Origin of the sequence: Actinomadura meridiana (genome assembly GCF_039537545.1) — a bacterium.
In the GTDB taxonomy this organism is placed as follows: domain Bacteria; phylum Actinomycetota; class Actinomycetes; order Streptosporangiales; family Streptosporangiaceae; genus Spirillospora; species Spirillospora meridiana.
The window spans coordinates 726,767-740,749 of record NZ_BAABAS010000020.1 but is presented as its reverse complement, the minus strand read 5'-3'; the positions used below and the strand labels follow the sequence as shown (position 1 = coordinate 740,749).

At 70.8% G+C, this 13,983-nt stretch carries 17 protein-coding genes; 4 read left to right on the top strand and 13 right to left on the bottom strand.

Going from position 1 to position 13,983, the window contains the following annotated elements; all coding sequences use genetic code 11:
• Nucleotides 1-64: 64 nt before the first annotated feature.
• Together ABD808_RS29590 and ABD808_RS29585 are read right to left on the bottom strand one after the other, a co-directional pair.
• Nucleotides 65-595, bottom strand: a complete 531-nt coding sequence (locus tag ABD808_RS29590; protein ID WP_344903384.1) for a hypothetical protein — start codon at nt 593-595, stop codon at nt 65-67.
• 120 nt (nt 596-715) lie between these two features.
• Nucleotides 716-1,474, bottom strand: coding sequence for an endonuclease/exonuclease/phosphatase family protein (locus ABD808_RS29585; protein ID WP_344903380.1), 759 nt, complete (start codon nt 1,472-1,474; stop codon nt 716-718).
• Nucleotides 1,475-1,858: 384 nt separating this feature from the next.
• Between ABD808_RS29585 and ABD808_RS29580 the strand changes: the two genes are divergently transcribed.
• Nucleotides 1,859-2,083 carry a hypothetical protein gene (locus ABD808_RS29580; protein ID WP_344903377.1) on the top strand — a complete coding sequence of 75 codons (225 nt, stop codon included), beginning with the start codon at nt 1,859-1,861 and terminating at the stop codon, nt 2,081-2,083.
• Between the two features lie 175 nt (nt 2,084-2,258).
• Entirely contained in the window at nt 2,259-3,266 is a 1,008-nt protein-coding gene (locus tag ABD808_RS29575; protein ID WP_344903374.1) for an AraC family transcriptional regulator, read from the top strand.
• Here the strand turns inward: ABD808_RS29575 and ABD808_RS29570 are convergent.
• The 4 genes from ABD808_RS29570 to ABD808_RS29555 form a co-directional block, all read right to left on the bottom strand.
• Nucleotides 3,241-4,185 (bottom strand): alpha/beta fold hydrolase, encoded by a 945-nt coding sequence (locus tag ABD808_RS29570; RefSeq protein ID WP_344903371.1) that lies wholly within the window; start codon nt 4,183-4,185, stop codon nt 3,241-3,243. The two genes, ABD808_RS29575 and ABD808_RS29570, sit on opposite strands and share 26 nt — an antisense overlap.
• 89 nt (nt 4,186-4,274) lie before the next feature.
• Nucleotides 4,275-4,805 (bottom strand): GyrI-like domain-containing protein, encoded by a 531-nt coding sequence (locus ABD808_RS29565; RefSeq protein WP_344903368.1) that lies wholly within the window; start codon nt 4,803-4,805, stop codon nt 4,275-4,277.
• Complete coding sequence (locus ABD808_RS29560; RefSeq protein WP_344903365.1) at nt 4,802-5,560, bottom strand: MerR family transcriptional regulator; 759 nt, start codon at nt 5,558-5,560, stop codon at nt 4,802-4,804. The genes ABD808_RS29565 and ABD808_RS29560 overlap by 4 nt, the downstream gene beginning before the upstream one ends.
• Nucleotides 5,561-5,608: 48 nt before the next feature.
• Complete coding sequence (locus ABD808_RS29555) at nt 5,609-6,709, bottom strand: CapA family protein (RefSeq protein WP_344903362.1); 1,101 nt, start codon at nt 6,707-6,709, stop codon at nt 5,609-5,611.
• A gap of 178 nt (nt 6,710-6,887) precedes the next feature.
• On the opposite strand from ABD808_RS29555, the gene ABD808_RS29550 reads away from it, so the two are divergent.
• Complete coding sequence (locus tag ABD808_RS29550; protein WP_344903359.1) at nt 6,888-7,802, top strand: Rieske (2Fe-2S) protein; 915 nt, start codon at nt 6,888-6,890, stop codon at nt 7,800-7,802.
• A gap of 23 nt (nt 7,803-7,825) precedes the next feature.
• Here the strand turns inward: ABD808_RS29550 and ABD808_RS29545 are convergent, their stop codons facing one another.
• The 4 genes from ABD808_RS29545 to ABD808_RS29530 form a co-directional block, all read right to left on the bottom strand.
• Nucleotides 7,826-8,305 carry a hypothetical protein gene (locus ABD808_RS29545; RefSeq protein ID WP_344903356.1) on the bottom strand — a complete coding sequence of 160 codons (480 nt, stop codon included), beginning with the start codon at nt 8,303-8,305 and terminating at the stop codon, nt 7,826-7,828.
• A 157-nt stretch (nt 8,306-8,462) separates the two neighbouring features.
• Nucleotides 8,463-8,702: a hypothetical protein gene (locus ABD808_RS29540; RefSeq protein ID WP_344903353.1), complete on the bottom strand. Its 240-nt coding sequence runs from the start codon at nt 8,700-8,702 to the stop codon at nt 8,463-8,465.
• A gap of 79 nt (nt 8,703-8,781) precedes the next feature.
• On the bottom strand, nt 8,782-9,552 hold the full coding sequence (locus ABD808_RS29535; RefSeq protein WP_344903350.1) for a sulfite exporter TauE/SafE family protein: 771 nt from the start codon (nt 9,550-9,552) through the stop codon (nt 8,782-8,784).
• 106 nt (nt 9,553-9,658) lie between these two features.
• A complete protein-coding gene (locus ABD808_RS29530) occupies nt 9,659-10,447 on the bottom strand; it encodes an ABC transporter ATP-binding protein (RefSeq protein WP_344903347.1) in 789 nt (262 codons plus the stop codon).
• 208 nt (nt 10,448-10,655) lie between these two features.
• Here ABD808_RS29530 and ABD808_RS29525 point away from each other — a divergent pair, with 208 nt between their 5' ends.
• Complete coding sequence (locus tag ABD808_RS29525; RefSeq protein ID WP_344903344.1) at nt 10,656-11,411, top strand: hypothetical protein; 756 nt, start codon at nt 10,656-10,658, stop codon at nt 11,409-11,411.
• A gap of 96 nt (nt 11,412-11,507) precedes the next feature.
• On the opposite strand, the gene ABD808_RS29520 is transcribed toward ABD808_RS29525, so the two are convergent.
• The 3 genes from ABD808_RS29520 to ABD808_RS29510 all read right to left on the bottom strand — a co-directional run bounded on the left by ABD808_RS29520 (nt 11,508) and on the right by ABD808_RS29510 (nt 13,961).
• Nucleotides 11,508-12,224: an RDD family protein gene (locus ABD808_RS29520; protein ID WP_344903341.1), complete on the bottom strand. Its 717-nt coding sequence runs from the start codon at nt 12,222-12,224 to the stop codon at nt 11,508-11,510.
• An 89-nt stretch (nt 12,225-12,313) separates the two neighbouring features.
• Complete coding sequence (locus ABD808_RS29515; protein ID WP_344903338.1) at nt 12,314-12,763, bottom strand: DUF2752 domain-containing protein; 450 nt, start codon at nt 12,761-12,763, stop codon at nt 12,314-12,316.
• A 412-nt stretch (nt 12,764-13,175) separates the two neighbouring features.
• The gene (locus tag ABD808_RS29510) at nt 13,176-13,961 is read right to left on the bottom strand and encodes a PP2C family protein-serine/threonine phosphatase (RefSeq protein ID WP_344903335.1); all 786 of its coding nucleotides are present in this window, start codon (nt 13,959-13,961) and stop codon (nt 13,176-13,178) included.
• Nucleotides 13,962-13,983: the final 22 nt, after the last annotated feature.

Sequence of the window (13,983 nt, the reverse complement as noted above, 5' to 3'; positions counted from 1 at the left end):
CGTGGACGGTAACCAATGACGAAGTGGTCGAGACAGATGTGACGGGAACGCGCCGCTTGGTCTGTCAGGCCGTCGCGGGGACGGCTCGCGCGGTACGTCGCCGCAGGAAGTAGTGGACGGTCAGCACCGCCAGCAGCGGCCCCCAGGCCAGGAGCGGCGCGTACGCGGCGGTCATCACGACCTTCTGGAAACCGGTGGGAGTGCCGTCCTCGGACATCGCGTCCGACCAGCCGGACGCCCCGAACAGGGTGATGGCCGTGACCGCGGCGGCGCCGAGCGACGCGGCGCCGACGGCGAACGCGACGGGCACGCGGCGTCCGCCGACCAGCGGGAACCAGCGCGGGAAGACCTCGCCCCACGGCCGCACCAGCCCGAGCGCGAGCATGGCGAAGAACTCGGAGACGAGGCTGAGCGCGAACACGTAGGGCGTGCCGATCGGATCGGGAAAGTCGATGAAACCGTCGCCCTCACCGGCGAAGCCCATCGGGACGCCCAGCCCCAGCGCGATCCGCCACAGGCCGGACGGCAGAACGGTCAGCGGAATGGCGTGGGCGACGACTTCGGCCCATCGGGGAACGGGACGGGTGGTGAGCATGAATGCCTCCTCGGTGCTGTGAGGCCATGCTCGTCCGGGCGCCGCGCCCCACACCTCCCTCGCGAGAGCCGTGGGCTTCCCCCGCTCGGGTGAAACCGTCCGGCGGCGGAACGTCCGAGGTCAGGGGCGGACGGTGAGGGTCGCCTCAATGGCGTAGTGGTCGGACAGCGGGACGCGGTCACCATTGGGAAGGCGAACGTGGTCCTTGAAGACGAGACGCGTAACTGTCTCGATGCCCGGTGTGACGAGAATCTGGTCGATCGGTTCGAGGTCCTCGTACTCGGGACGGTAAGTGCGCGCGGTATCACCGTCGAGCGCGTCCCGAAGGCCGGTTGTGGACGCGAACTCGCGGAAAAGCTCATGGGCGCGCGGAACGTTGAAGTCGCCCAGGACGACCTTGGGTTCGGCCGGGTCGAGTTCGCCGATGCGGACGGCCAGCTCGTCCAGCTCGGCCTTTTCCGCCTTGGTGGCGGCGTTGGACTCGGACCAGTCCGCGTCCATGTTCGCGGTGAGGTGCGTGTTGATCACCGTCAGGAACCCGCCGGGGTAACTCACCCGGGTGAGGAGGGCGCCTTTGCGCATCAGCCATTCGGGGCGGGCCGGCCGGGTCGGCGTGAACGGCTGGAAATGACGGCGCGTGACCGGTCGACGCGAAAGTGTCACCAGTCCGCCCCGCACGAGCGGGAAAACCGAACCGTGCGCGAAGTGCGGATACGACTTCGCCGAGCGGCGCAGATGGGCCAGGTTCCGGGGCGAGAGGACCTCTTGCAGACAGACGACGTCGTAGTCGGACCGCTCGATGACCTCGGCGAGTACGCCCAGGCGGGCCCGGGTGCGGCCGCGGAACAACGTGTTGAACGTCAGGACGCGGATTCTCATGACTGAGGGCGGTGTCGGGCGGCGAACCGCCGCACGTCGTCGTTCCACGCGGCCATGGCGGTCACTCTACGCGGAAACGGCGGCGGCTATCCGGTGTGCGCGGTGGACTGTCCGGTAAGCGTTGCTGTAAGAGGGCGGCTGGTGCATCATTGAAGGCTCAGCCCCGCCGTTGTATGGAGGCGTACATGTCCATGTCCCCCGGCCCGGGTGGTCACTGAATTCACTTCACCTGGCAATACCCCGCAGATCGCCCGGTTCGCGACGCCGAAAGCACCTTCGATGAACAGCGACCCCGCATATCCCTCGCCCGACGGCAGGCGACCGTGCTCGATGGCTCGCTGCGGACGATTGTCGTGCTTCCAAGTGTGTGTGGAACAGGCGTGCGTGGAACAGGTGCGCGTGGAAACGGCGGCCGTCCCTGCGGATCGGGGCGGCGGACGCGGTTCCTGCGGGGCGCACCTCGCCGACATCGTCCATGAATTGGCGTTGTGGGCGCGAGAACAGCCGCGACGGCCCGCGCGGGTCGTCGTGTACGCGATGACGGACGGCCCATGCTCGAATGGCGCCGGGCTTTTCGACCGGCTCGTCCTCGGCGCCATCGCGGTGTGATGGCGGCCGCGGCCGGACGCCGATCCGGACGCCGGAGGCGGTGCCGGCGTCCGGATTCGGCGCCGCCGACCCGCCGTTCCTGAATTACGCTGGTGGACCGGACCGCTCCGGCACCGACCCCGCACCGCCGCGCGGCCCCGTTCCGTCGACCGAGAGACTATCCGCCGAGACGACCATGATCACTTCCCAGCCACCGCCGCCGCCCCTGTCGGCGTACCAGCGGGTCGTCAGCGACGACATCGACGTCCTGCACGACGCGGTGGAACCGTTCGCCGTCGGGCACGACCTCCAGGCCCGCCATCCGGGCGCGCGCCTGGACGGTCACGTCAACGCGCTCGGCGTCGGCGCCGTCAACCTGGTCTGGGTGCGCTACGGCGGCGACGGCGTCATCGTGGACGCGCCGCCCACCGAGGGGCATTTCGCCCTCTGCTCGCCCATGGCGCCCATGGACCTGGAGTACCGGGACACCAGGAGCCGCGGCACCATCGACGCCAGCCACATCCTGTCCCACGATGAGCCGATGCGGATGGTTCCCGACCCGGCGCGGGGCTGCCTCATCATCGCGACGAGCACCGGGCGCCTCGCCGACCATCTCGCCGGTCACCTGGGCCGCGAGCACGCCCCGCCGCTGCGTTTCCTGCGCACCGGGGAGACCGCGCTGACGCCGTCCTCCATCGTGGAACGCACCTGGCGGTACGTCTGCGACGTCTTGGACGACGCCACGGCGAGCGGCGGCCTGCACCCGATCGCGGAGCGCACCCTGGAGGAGTCGCTGCTCACCGCCATCCTGCTCGGCGTGCCGAACACGGCCACCGAGAGCCTCGCGGAGGCGCCGTCCCCGGCGCCGCACCGTCTCGCCGGGGTGATCCGCGACTGGGTCGAGGCCCACCATCACCAGCCGGTAGGCGTCACCGACATCGCGGCGGCGGCGGGCATCAGCGTCCGGCAACTCCAGGCGATCTGCCAGGACCAGTGGGGCATGACCCCGACGCGGCTGCTGCGCGGCGTGCGACTCGACCACGCCCGTGACGCGCTCATCGGGGCCCTGCCGGGCCCGCGCACGATCACCGACGTCGCCGAGGCCGCCGGATACCTCCACATGAGCCGCTTCGCCGCCCACTACCGGCAGCGCTTCGGCGAGACGCCCACCCAGACGCTCAGGCAAAACGCCGCTTCCCAGTAGCCCGTCCGGCCTCGCGCGCGTCGGCGAGCGCGGGGGTCTCCGGGGCGCCGTCCAGATGGTCGACGAACTCGGTGACCCAGCGGGCGACCAGGTCGGGATGACTGCGCGCCACCCAGTGCCCCGCCGGTGCGCGCCGCACGTACAGGCGCGTCACCGGACCACGGGCCGACAGCAACAGCGACTGCGAACCGTACCTGTCCTTGATGGGGACGATGAGCTGGACGGGCGCGTCCGTGCGCCCCTCACCGTTCGCGGACGCGCCCCGCCAGATGTTCGCCCGGTACAGGCCGAGGCCGTTGCGGGCGTCCGTCGCGAGCGTCCCGGCCGGATGGCCGTCCCTCGGGGCGGCGCCCTCCCGCAGCCGCATCACGCGCGGGAACCCGGCGGCGACCAGCCGCGCCATCGCCTCACCGACCTTCGGCGCCATCAGCACGGGCATGTAGACGCTGCGCACCGCCTGGTCGAGCACCTCGACGACACCGCGCGGCCCGGACCGGACGGTCCGCCGGATCCAGCGCGCCATGTGCCGCCGGTCCGGCCCGGAGATCGAGGTGAACGACGCGACGCGGCACCGCAGCCGGTCCCCGATCACGGCCTCCCAGCCCTGCACCGAGCCCCAGTCGTGCCCCACCAGGTGGACGGGCTCGTCGGCGCCGACACCGTCCAGGACGGCCTCCAGGTCGCCCATGAGCACGTCGATCCCGTAGTCGAGCGGGTCGGACGGGCTGCTGGACGCCCCCGCGCCGCGCACGTCGTACACGACGACCCGGAACCGCTCCGCGAGGCGTTCGGCCACCTCGTCCCACATCGCGCCGGTGTCCGGATAGCCGTGGACGAGGACGACAGTGGGCCGGTTGCCCTCGCCCCGCACCCGGACGCCCAGCACGACCTCGCCCGACCGCACCCGCTGCTCTCGCATGACCCCGCCCGCCCGTCCGTTCGCGTTTCCCGTGAAACTACGCCTCTGCGACGGGCCGTCCAATAGGGCCACCGACGACCGGCCACCGGCTACCGGACGGGCTGGCGCAGGATCGTGCGCATCTTCTCCGGATCGGTCTCGCGAGGGTCGGAGAGGTAGATCTCATGGTGCAGGCCGTTGGGCACCAGCCCTTCGTCCTCCATCAACGCGTCCATGCGGGAAAGAGACGCGGGCTCTTCCGAGTACGCGCCACTGTGCAGCATCTGTACGCATCGTCCAGCTGTGAACGTGACGTGTTGGACACGTGCGGCGGCGGGCACACCAGACCGCGCCTCCTCACGCGCCCGGTCGACCGACGTGGTTCCGTCCGGGAGGCGAAGGAACAGATGCCACCGCCACTCGTCGCGCGGCACGTCGAACGGAGAACGCTCGTCCTCCACCCACCAGCGCCCCTCCAGCGGCACCATCGGCGCACCCAACGCGCCCATGACCGCGTACAGAGCGCCGACACTCTCGCCATAGGCGACACCGCCCGGTTCACCCTGTCCGGTCACCGCCAACCCGGACACGGGCCCGTGCTCCACCAACTCTGGTTCGTCGGCAGCCTCGTACCAGCTCACTGGGGATCCTCCACTCTGATCTGCACCCGCGTCTCCAGGCGCTCGGGCGGCGTGACCGCTGGGTCGTTGAGATACACCTCGCGGACGGGTCCGGCGGGCGTGTGCCCGTAGTCGCCGAACCACGCGAGCACGCCATGGACAGTGAGTGCGATCTCCTCGTACGGGCCGACATGGACGGACGATGCGAACGTTCCACCGGGCAGGAGGTCGTCGCCGTCCGCCGCCTCGACGGCCACGCGGACGTCGAACTCCTCCGCCATGTCCAGCGGGAACAACCCGATCATCAGGACGTCCGGCGACATCCGAGACAGCAACCGGCCCACGCAGGCGCCCGTCGCGTCCGGGATCGTCTCCGGGGTCGCGGCCTCCCGCGCCATGAACACGCGGCGCGGCGGCTCCCGGACGATCGACACCTCGTTCTCCGGCAGCCCCCCGGCGACCACGCGGTCCAGGAGCCGCAGGCCGCGCCGCCGCCGGGCGACATCGGCCTCGATCCGGTCCCGCGCCTCCCGCAGGGCGTCCGGCCCGTCCCCGGACATGACGCGCGCCACCGACGACAGCGGCACGTCCATCGCCCGCAGCAGGCCGATCAGCAGCGCGTCGCGCGCCTGGGACGGCCGGTAGTACCGGTAGCCGGACGCCGGGTCCGTCCACGCCGGGACCAGCAACCCCAGGTCGTCGTAGTGCCGGAGTTGCTTGACGGTCAACCGGCACAGCCGCGCGAACCGTCCGATCGGCAGGAGATCCTCACTCACGGGCACCACCATGTCCTCTCCCCTAGTGGGAGAGTCCAACCGACGGGTTCAGGACGGGTGCGCCTGGAGCCCGGTGCAGTCACGCAGGCCGTTCCACCGTTGCAGGGCCGACTTCGCGGCCGCGCCCTTCAACGGGATGGGAAGACCCCCGGAAATCCGTGCCGGCGCCCACTTGTCCTTGACGACCTTGCCGTCCTGCACCTTGAGGAGCAGCACACCGGACTCGGCCGTCTTGCCGCTCGCGGAGTAGAACACGAAGTTGCCCATGCCGTAGTGGACATACGAGCCGTTCATGTAGCCGCCGCCCAGCGGAATGTGCGCGTGACCCCCGACCACGATGTCCGCGCCAGCCGCGACGAGCTGTTTGGCGAGTTCCTGTTGGCGTGGCAGCGGGCACGGCTTCAGCTCAGCGCCCCAATGCAGGTGGACGATGACGACGTCGGAGCCCTTACGCGCCTCCTTCACCGCCTGCACCATCCGTGGGACGTCCTTGGCCGACGCGAGCCCACCCTTGGTGTCGGTGGCCGTCCACGCCTGGATCAGGTTGTCGTCCAGTACCTGGGTCGCCCCGACGATGGCGAGTTTGTTGCCCTTCACAGTGACGCGGTAGGGACGGAACGCGGCATCGGCGTTCGCACCAATGCCAACGACCGGAAAACCACTGCGCTTGATGGCGGCCAGGGAGTCACGGAGCCCGCTCTCCATGTAGTCCATGCCGTGGTTGTTCGCCATGGACACGACGTCCACACCCGCGGCCTTGAGCGCCTTGAACGCGGTCGGCGGAGCACGGAACGTGAACGACTTGGGCGCGGGTGTCCCACCCGTCGTAATGGCCGTCTCCAGGTTGAGCATGGTGAAATCGGCCGCGCGCAACTGCTTCGCCACCGGCCCGAGCGCGGTCTCAACGTTCCCGAGCCGAGCCCTCAACTGGCCCTCGAAGTGCGTGTCACCCCCGAACGCCAGGATGATCGGCTCCTTGGCGGGCTTCTCCGGGCTCTCCGGACTCTCCGCGCCCGGCGACCCCTGACCGCCCGGCGCCGCCGTCGCGCCCTGCGCCTCGGGCTCGTCCGACCCGCCGCACCCCGCCGCGGCCAGCGCCAACGTCCCGGCCACGGCCACCGCGGCGACCGCCTTCCCACGCGCGCCCACAGCCCACCTCCGCCCTGGCCCGCCATGGACCTTCACCATCGAACGCGCCCAGCATGCCATGTGGGGCGTCGGGGGCGTGGTTTAGGGGATATCGGGCGCAGGTACGTATGACTGGTTGCGCCTGAACGCGGAAGACTAGTGTCGCGACGGGGTTCCAGCACGGCTGTGAGGGAGGGACATGAATCGCAGGGCGAACATCTTCCGGCGCGTGTCCCGGCCGCAGGGGTCGGCGCGGTTGGCCGACGCCACGGACAGCCTGGAGCAGATTCGCGGGCTCGACCACCTCATCCGCGTGCTGTCCACCGGGGTGCGGCGGACGCTGCGGCCCGGGCCCGTCAAGGACGCTCTGCACGGCGTCCCGCTCGGGCATCCCGCGCATCCGCGCCTCAACGATGTGCCCATGGGGTTCTGGATCTCCGCCGCCCTTCTGGATCTCATGCCCGGCGCGGGCCGCGCGTCCAGGACGCTCGTGGCCGCCGGGCTCGCCAGCGCCGTGCCGACCGCCCTGACCGGCATCGCCGACTGGTCGGCGCTGCACCGCGAGCAGCAGCGGGTCGGCCTCGTCCACGCGGCCGGGATGGCGACGGCGAGCACGCTGTACTCGGCGTCGCTCGTGGCCCGCTACCAGGGGCGGGACGGCGCCGGACGCGCCTTCGGCTTCGCGGGCCTCACCGTCCTGTTCGCGGGCGGCTTCCTCGGCGGCCATCTGGCGTTCCGGCAGGCCGCGGGCGCCAGCCACGCCGACCAGGTCGGCCACCTCGTCTCGCTCGGCTGGCACGACCTGTGCGCGGCCGACGAACTGCCCGACGGCTGGCCCGTGCACCGGCGCCTCGGCTACATCGGCCTGTTCGTGCTGCGAACGGGCGACGACATCCACGTCCTCGCCGACCGGTGCAGCCACCTCGCCGGGCCGCTGCACCAGGGCCGGATCGTCACCGACGACAACGCCGACATCTGCGTCATCTGCCCGTGGCATGGCAGCACGTTCCGCGTGCAGGACGGCTCGGTCGTCCACGGCCCCGCCACCGCCCGCCAGCCCGCCTTCGAGTCCCGCGTGACGGACGAGGGCACCGTCCAGGTCCGCCCCACCTGACCCGCCCCGCCCCCGCCCGGCGGTCAGGTGTGCTGGGTGGTTCGGCGGGGTGGACGGTAGGCCCGCGGCCATCTGAAGGCGCGGGTGTCGGTCAGGACCTCCTCGTGGACGTCGGCGGGAGCGGTGTCCGCGGGCTGGTTCTGGGGTCCGGTTCCGCGGCCCGCGATCTCGGACGAGGTGATCGTGAGGTCGTAGTGGGTCCAGACCATGGCGGCGTTGTCGAGGCGGTGGGCCTCGGCGTGGAGGAGGTGCACGTCGGGGGAGTCGGCGACGATCAGCAGGACGGGCGCGCCACGGTCCAGATCGGTCGCGACGGGGTCGTCCGGCCAGATCGCCACGCGCAGGTGCCGGTCGTCGAGCACGCGCAGTTCCCCGCAGTCGGGGACGCTGATCCGCGGCGTGCCGTCCTCGGCGTTGATGATCATGATGGTGGGGCGCCGGCGCGCCTGGGAGCTCTTGATCGCGTTGAGGGACGTCGACAGGACGTCGGGCGCGACTGTCATCCGCATGTTCGCCTTACGTCGAAGGTCGGGTCGGGCCAGGAGCGATTCCGGGCGAACCGCTGCGTCCGCCCGGCCGAGCGGGAGCCGCTCGAACCTAACCAGTAGAACATGCGTTCGATTCTAGTGGAACGGTCTGACAGTCGTCACGCGGGTTCCGTCAGGCACCGTCCTCGGGATGCTGGTCGGACGTCGGATACTCGACCAGCGCGAGAACCCGGCTGGACATGAAGCGGGCCGTCCGGACGGCCGTGCCCGTACGCGTCACCTCGCTGACCTCCACGACCCCGCGGCGGGTCGCGATCTCCACGCGGCGGCCCGCCCGGCTCGCCACGACCTCGTACGTCCGCGTTCCCTCGCCTCCGGCGTCGATGACGATCTCGACCCTGTCGCCCTTCATCCGCGCGAACCTCCGGTAGTCGAACGTATATTCGACCTATACCCGCGAACCCGGGTCGCCAACCGTGCGGAAAGGCAGGTCAGGCCAGCAGATTCACGATCGCGACGGTGCCCACGACCACGATGACGACGCGCAGCACCAGCGGCGGGATGCGGCGGCCGACCCTCGCCCCGATCAGCCCGCCGGTCGTGGCGCCGGACGCGATCAGCAGCACCGCCCACCAGTTGATCTCGGTGTCGGAGAACAGCCACATCGCCGTGAACACCACGGCGGCGGACCCGTTCACAACGGCCGACAGCACGTTCTTGGCCGCGTTCACCCGTTGCAGGTCCTCGTCCAGCATGATGCCGAGGAGGGCGATGAGGATGATCCCCTGCGCGGCACCGAAGTAGCCGCCGTACATGCCCGCGAGCAGCACGCCCACCCACAGGGCGGGGCCGCCGTGCGGACGGTGCTCGCCCTCGCGCCGTCCCAGCACCCACTTCTGGAGGCGCGGCTGCGCCACCACCAGGATCAACGCGACCAGGATCAACGCGATGACGATGATGTCGAACGCCTCCGCCGGGAGGCCGAGCAGGAGGAGCGCGCCGACCACGGCCCCGACGATGGAGGCGCTGCCCAGGCGCAGCAGCCGTCCGCGCTGCCCACGCAGTTCCTCGCGGTATCCGTAGGCGCCGGTCGCGCTGCCGGGGACGAGCCCGATGTTGTTGGACACGTTCGCGACCACGGGCGGGTAACCGAGCGCCACCAGCGTCGGGAACGTGATCAGGGAGCCGGACCCGACGATCGTGTTGATGCCCCCGGCGGCGACCCCCGCCGCGAACACCGCGACCGCGTCCAGCACGTCCAAGTCAGAACCACCCCGGTATTAGGAGTTCCCAACGGCGCACACATCGTAGGGACATCCCTGTTACGCACCGTCAATCGGGGGTGGTTCGAGAGCCGATCAGACGAAATCAGCGGGTGGAACGTGCGTACCAGCGACCGTTCCGGCGGTCCACGGTCAGCGGAATCCCGAAGGTCGCGGACAGATGCTCGGCGGTGAACACCTCGTCCACCTTGCCGTGCGCGACGATCCCGCCGCCGCGCAGCAGCAGCGCGTGCGTGAAGCCCTCGGGGACCTCCTCCACATGGTGCGTGACCATCGCCATCGTGGGCGCGGCCGGGTCACCGGCGAGGGCGGCGAGACGCTCGACGAGCCGTTCGCGCCCGCCGAGGTCGAGGCCCGCCGCGGGCTCGTCGAGCAGCAGCAGCTCGGGGTCGGGCATCAGGGCGCGGGCGATCTGGACGCGCTTGCGCTCCCCCTCCGACAGCGTGGTGAACGTGCGCCGCATCAGGTCGGCGCAGCCGAGCGCGTCGAGCAGCGCGACCGCGCGGTCGACGTCGGTCGTGTCGTACTCCTCGCGCCAGCGGCCGAGGATCGCGTACGACGCGGTCAGCACCAGGTCGATGACCGTCTCACCGGACGGCACCTTCTCCGCGAGCGACGAACTGGCGAGGCCGATCCGGGGACGCAGCTCGAACACGTCCGTGCGGCCCAGCTCCTCCTCCAGGATCTCGGCCGTGCCCACGGTCGGGTGCGTCATCGCGCCCGCGATCTGGAGCAGGGTCGTCTTACCGGCGCCGTTCGGACCGACGATGACCCATCGGTCGCCCTCGTCCACCGTCCATGTGATGTCGCGCAGCAGCATCGAGCCGCCACGCCTGACCCCGACTCCGCGGAGTTGAAGCACCTCGCCGGCCATAGCGCGCCTTCATCCCCAATCCGCTGGTCCCTGATTCTCAGGAAAGAACCTATGCGATGCCGTCGCGGACGTGGCCCCCGGGTTTGCCCGCCGGAGACGGGCGCGCGGGGGCCACCCGCGGCGGGAGAGGTTCGTTACGACCGATGGCAGCGTCGGTCGGAGCGCTTAAGGTGGTTCGCATGCCCATCAGGGAGTGTTGGGAACGGCGATGAGCAAGGACGTTGCAACGGCGTTGGTCGCCTGGGGCAATGCCTGGCTGACGGGTCACGTCGGCCTGGACGAGGCGGTCGACGCGGTCGAGAAGAGTTGCGGGCCGCAGATCCTGGACGGCCGGCCCGCCGAGACGACGTTGCGCCGCGGCCTCGGCGACCTGCGCGTCGCCGGGATGTCGGCGCTGCGGCTGGCCCTGCCCCAACCGGGCGACCCGCTCGGGCTGACCGGGCCGCCCGACCTCAACCGCGCCGCGATCGACGCGGGCGCCGCCGTCATCGCCGTGCTCGGCGACCGGACGATGGGGCTCGTCCCCTCCGAGGACCTGCGCGGCTCGTCCTACGTCGGCGTCCGCTGGACGACGCACGGCGCGGCCCCCGGCATGCCGGACGTGCCGTCCCTCGCGGAGGCCGACCGGCAACTCACCCTCGCGATGCGGGACGCCACCGAGACGCTGCTGACCGTCGACGACGTCACCGGCGCCGCGCCCGAGGTCACCGACGCGCTCGCCGCGCTGCGCGACCCGGGGCGCGGCGACCATCCGCTCGCCCCCGGCTACCCGCCCCGCGCGCACCGGCTCGCCGCGCTCGCGGGACGGCTGTCACTCGTCGTCGACCTCGCCCGGCGGATGGACGACGGCGGGCTCAGCTCCGACCAGATGCAACGTCGCGGCGCGGCCCTGCGGTTGCTGGACGGAGCCGTCCGCCGGGCGCTCGTCGCCGCGTGCAACAGCGCGTTCGACCCCGTCCCGTAGAGTCCCGCAGAGTCCCGTAGCCGGGTCCCCCGACCAGCCCGGGCATAAGAAAACGGGGCGCCACGGAAGGGACGCCCCGCTCTTACGAACCCCTGATCAGGAGCGGACCACGATGGTGTTGCACACCTTGTCGGCGAAGGTCTGCTTGCGCTCGTCCCACAGCGGCCACAGGAAGCCGATGTAGCACAGCGCACCGTCGAGGAAGTGCGCGAGCCTGCGCACGAACGCCATGCCGAAGCCGATCGGCTGACCGGTCTGCGCGCTGACGAGGCGGATGCCCATCTGCCGCTTGCCGATGCTCTGCCCCGTCGTGCCCTCCTGGTAGCACAGCCACAGGCTCAGGCCGAACTCCAGCGCGAGGGCGAGCAGGTAGAACAGCACGGCGATCACGGCGGCGCCGCCACCGGCACTGGCGAGCAGGGCGGCGATGATGAAGAGCACGATGGTCGGTCCGGCGACGACCAGGCCGTCGATGATGGTGCCGCCCGCCCGCGAGCCCCACTCGGCCAGCTGGCCGGCCGACCCGTAGTGGTGGTGGTGGACCTCCTGGTAGGGCTGGCCCGCCTGCGCCGGGGGCTGCGCGCCGTAGCCGGGCTGCGCGGGCTGACCGTAGGGCGGCTGCGCGGGCGGCGGCGCGCCGTACCCGGGCTGCGCCGCTGGCTGACCGTAACCCGGCTGAGCGGGCTGGCCGTAGCCGGGCTGTGCGGGGGGCTGGCCATAGCCAGGTTGAGCTGGGGGCTGCTGACCGTACCCGGGCTGTTGCTGCCCGTAGCCCGGCTGCTGCTGACCGTAGGGGTCGTAGGGGTTACCCACACTTGCTCCTTATTGATTGACCCTTGTGGTTGTGTGACGCCCGCCGGACCCGGTGGGCTCCGCAAGTCTGGCTCAGGACCGACCTCGGCTCAAACTCGCAGAACACCGAACCGAACGAGCTGCCACAGTTCCGACCCCACGAGGGCGGCGCCGAGCATCCAGGCACGGGTCTTCGGCTGGAGTGCCCACCACCGTCCACCCGTCCCCAGCGGCGCGAACGCGAGGGCGATCGCACCGGTGAGGGCTACCGGGTTCGCGAGTACGGCCCGGCCCGGGTGGCCCGAGCCAAGCTCCGTGAACACGGTCGTCCCTCCGCAGAGGGGGCACGGGATTCCGGTGAACGCCCGAAGGGGACAGAGCACGCCGGGGTCGTTGACGCGGTGGATCCAGGAGACGGCGACGGCCGCGACGGCCATCGCCGCGACACGCAGCACCACACCCAGGGGTCCGTGCCGTGCCGCGGTGAGGGTCCGGCTGACGATCGCTCCGAGCGCGCCTTCCGGCACACCGGCGGCCGTCGCCCCGGGTGGTCCCCCCAACGAATCCTCCGCATCGAATGACATACAGATGAGTGACCCGTCATATCGGGTGCACCCGGAGGCGGGTCAAGCCCGGGCGACGATCCGCGATCGGACCGTTACCCCATGCTCGGTGACACCGCCCCAGGGCAAGAGTAGGACAAACCACCAGCTACGTGGGCGCCCTTTGATGCGATGTTTCGGACGAATCCCGGCGAACCCACCATTGACGCACCCCAGGTCACACGACACGCCACGACAAAACAGCAGCAAGAGCGAACCAGTCAGGGACGTACAAACCACGGCCACAAAAACACAACACGCGACAACACAACACGCGGAAGCGACACGACCCAGCACCGACAACACGGCGACAACACGCGACAGCAGGCGGCCAGGACGGACGCGGGCGGGGGGACGGGCTGCGAAAGCGTCAGGACTGCGCGGCGGCGCCCACGATCAGCGGCGCCTCGGCACCGGTCCGATGGTCGGCCTCGATGACGTCGGCGACGACGGCGGTGATGTTGTCGGGACCGCCGTTCTCACGAGCGGCCTCGATGAGCCGGTCGACGGCGCGCTGCGGATCGGCCTCGGCGGAGAGGATCTCGTAGATGCGCTGGGCGTCGACGGGCCCGCTCAGCCCGTCCGAGCAGAGCAGGTACCGGTCACCGAGACGTGCCTCGCGCAGCCGCAGGTCGGGCTCGCGGTCCTCGCGGCCGTCGAGCACCCGGTACAGGACGTGCGACAGCCGCGACGTCTCCGCCGGGTCGGCCGTCTGGCCCGCCTGTTCCGCCTCCGCCTTGAGGAGCTCGTCCATGGTGTGGTCCTGCGTCATCTGGAACAGCTCGCCGTCGCGCAGGAGGTAGCCGCGCGAGTCGCCGACATGCGCGAGCGCGACGGAGTCGCCCGACCACAACATGGCGGTGAGCGTGGTGCCCATCCGACTCAGGTCGGGACGTTCCTCCCGGACGATGCGCAGCTTCTCGTTCGCCTCGGCCACGGCGCGGCCCAGCATCTCGACGAGGTCGTCCTTGTGGGCGTCGGTGTCCAGTGAGCGCAGTGAGCCGATGACGGTGGAACTCGCGACCTCGCCGCCCGCGTAGCCGCCCATGCCGTCCGCGACGGCGATCAGCCGCGCACCGGCGTACCCCGAGTCCTCGTTGTTCTCTCGGTTGCAGCCGATGTCGCTGCCTGCTGCGTATCTGATAGCTACGTTCATACCAATTTCGATGACGATCCGG

Bases quoted from the DNA above. Each gene is read 5' to 3' on its own strand.
- ABD808_RS29530 (WP_344903347.1), bottom strand. From the start codon at position 10,447: ATGGCCGGCGAGGTGCTTCAACTCCGCGGAGTCGGGGTCAGGCGTGGC.
- ABD808_RS29525 (WP_344903344.1), top strand. From the start codon at position 10,656: ATGAGCAAGGACGTTGCAACGGCGTTGGTCGCCTGGGGCAATGCCTGG.
- ABD808_RS29550 (WP_344903359.1), top strand. From the start codon at position 6,888: ATGAATCGCAGGGCGAACATCTTCCGGCGCGTGTCCCGGCCGCAGGGG.
- ABD808_RS29510 (WP_344903335.1), bottom strand. From the start codon at position 13,961: ATGAACGTAGCTATCAGATACGCAGCAGGCAGCGACATCGGCTGCAAC.
- ABD808_RS29585 (WP_344903380.1), bottom strand. From the start codon at position 1,474: ATGAGAATCCGCGTCCTGACGTTCAACACGTTGTTCCGCGGCCGCACC.
- ABD808_RS29575 (WP_344903374.1), top strand. From the start codon at position 2,259: ATGATCACTTCCCAGCCACCGCCGCCGCCCCTGTCGGCGTACCAGCGG.
- ABD808_RS29590 (WP_344903384.1), bottom strand. From the start codon at position 595: ATGCTCACCACCCGTCCCGTTCCCCGATGGGCCGAAGTCGTCGCCCAC.
- ABD808_RS29540 (WP_344903353.1), bottom strand. From the start codon at position 8,702: ATGAAGGGCGACAGGGTCGAGATCGTCATCGACGCCGGAGGCGAGGGA.
- ABD808_RS29545 (WP_344903356.1), bottom strand. From the start codon at position 8,305: ATGACAGTCGCGCCCGACGTCCTGTCGACGTCCCTCAACGCGATCAAG.
- ABD808_RS29570 (WP_344903371.1), bottom strand. From the start codon at position 4,185: ATGCGAGAGCAGCGGGTGCGGTCGGGCGAGGTCGTGCTGGGCGTCCGG.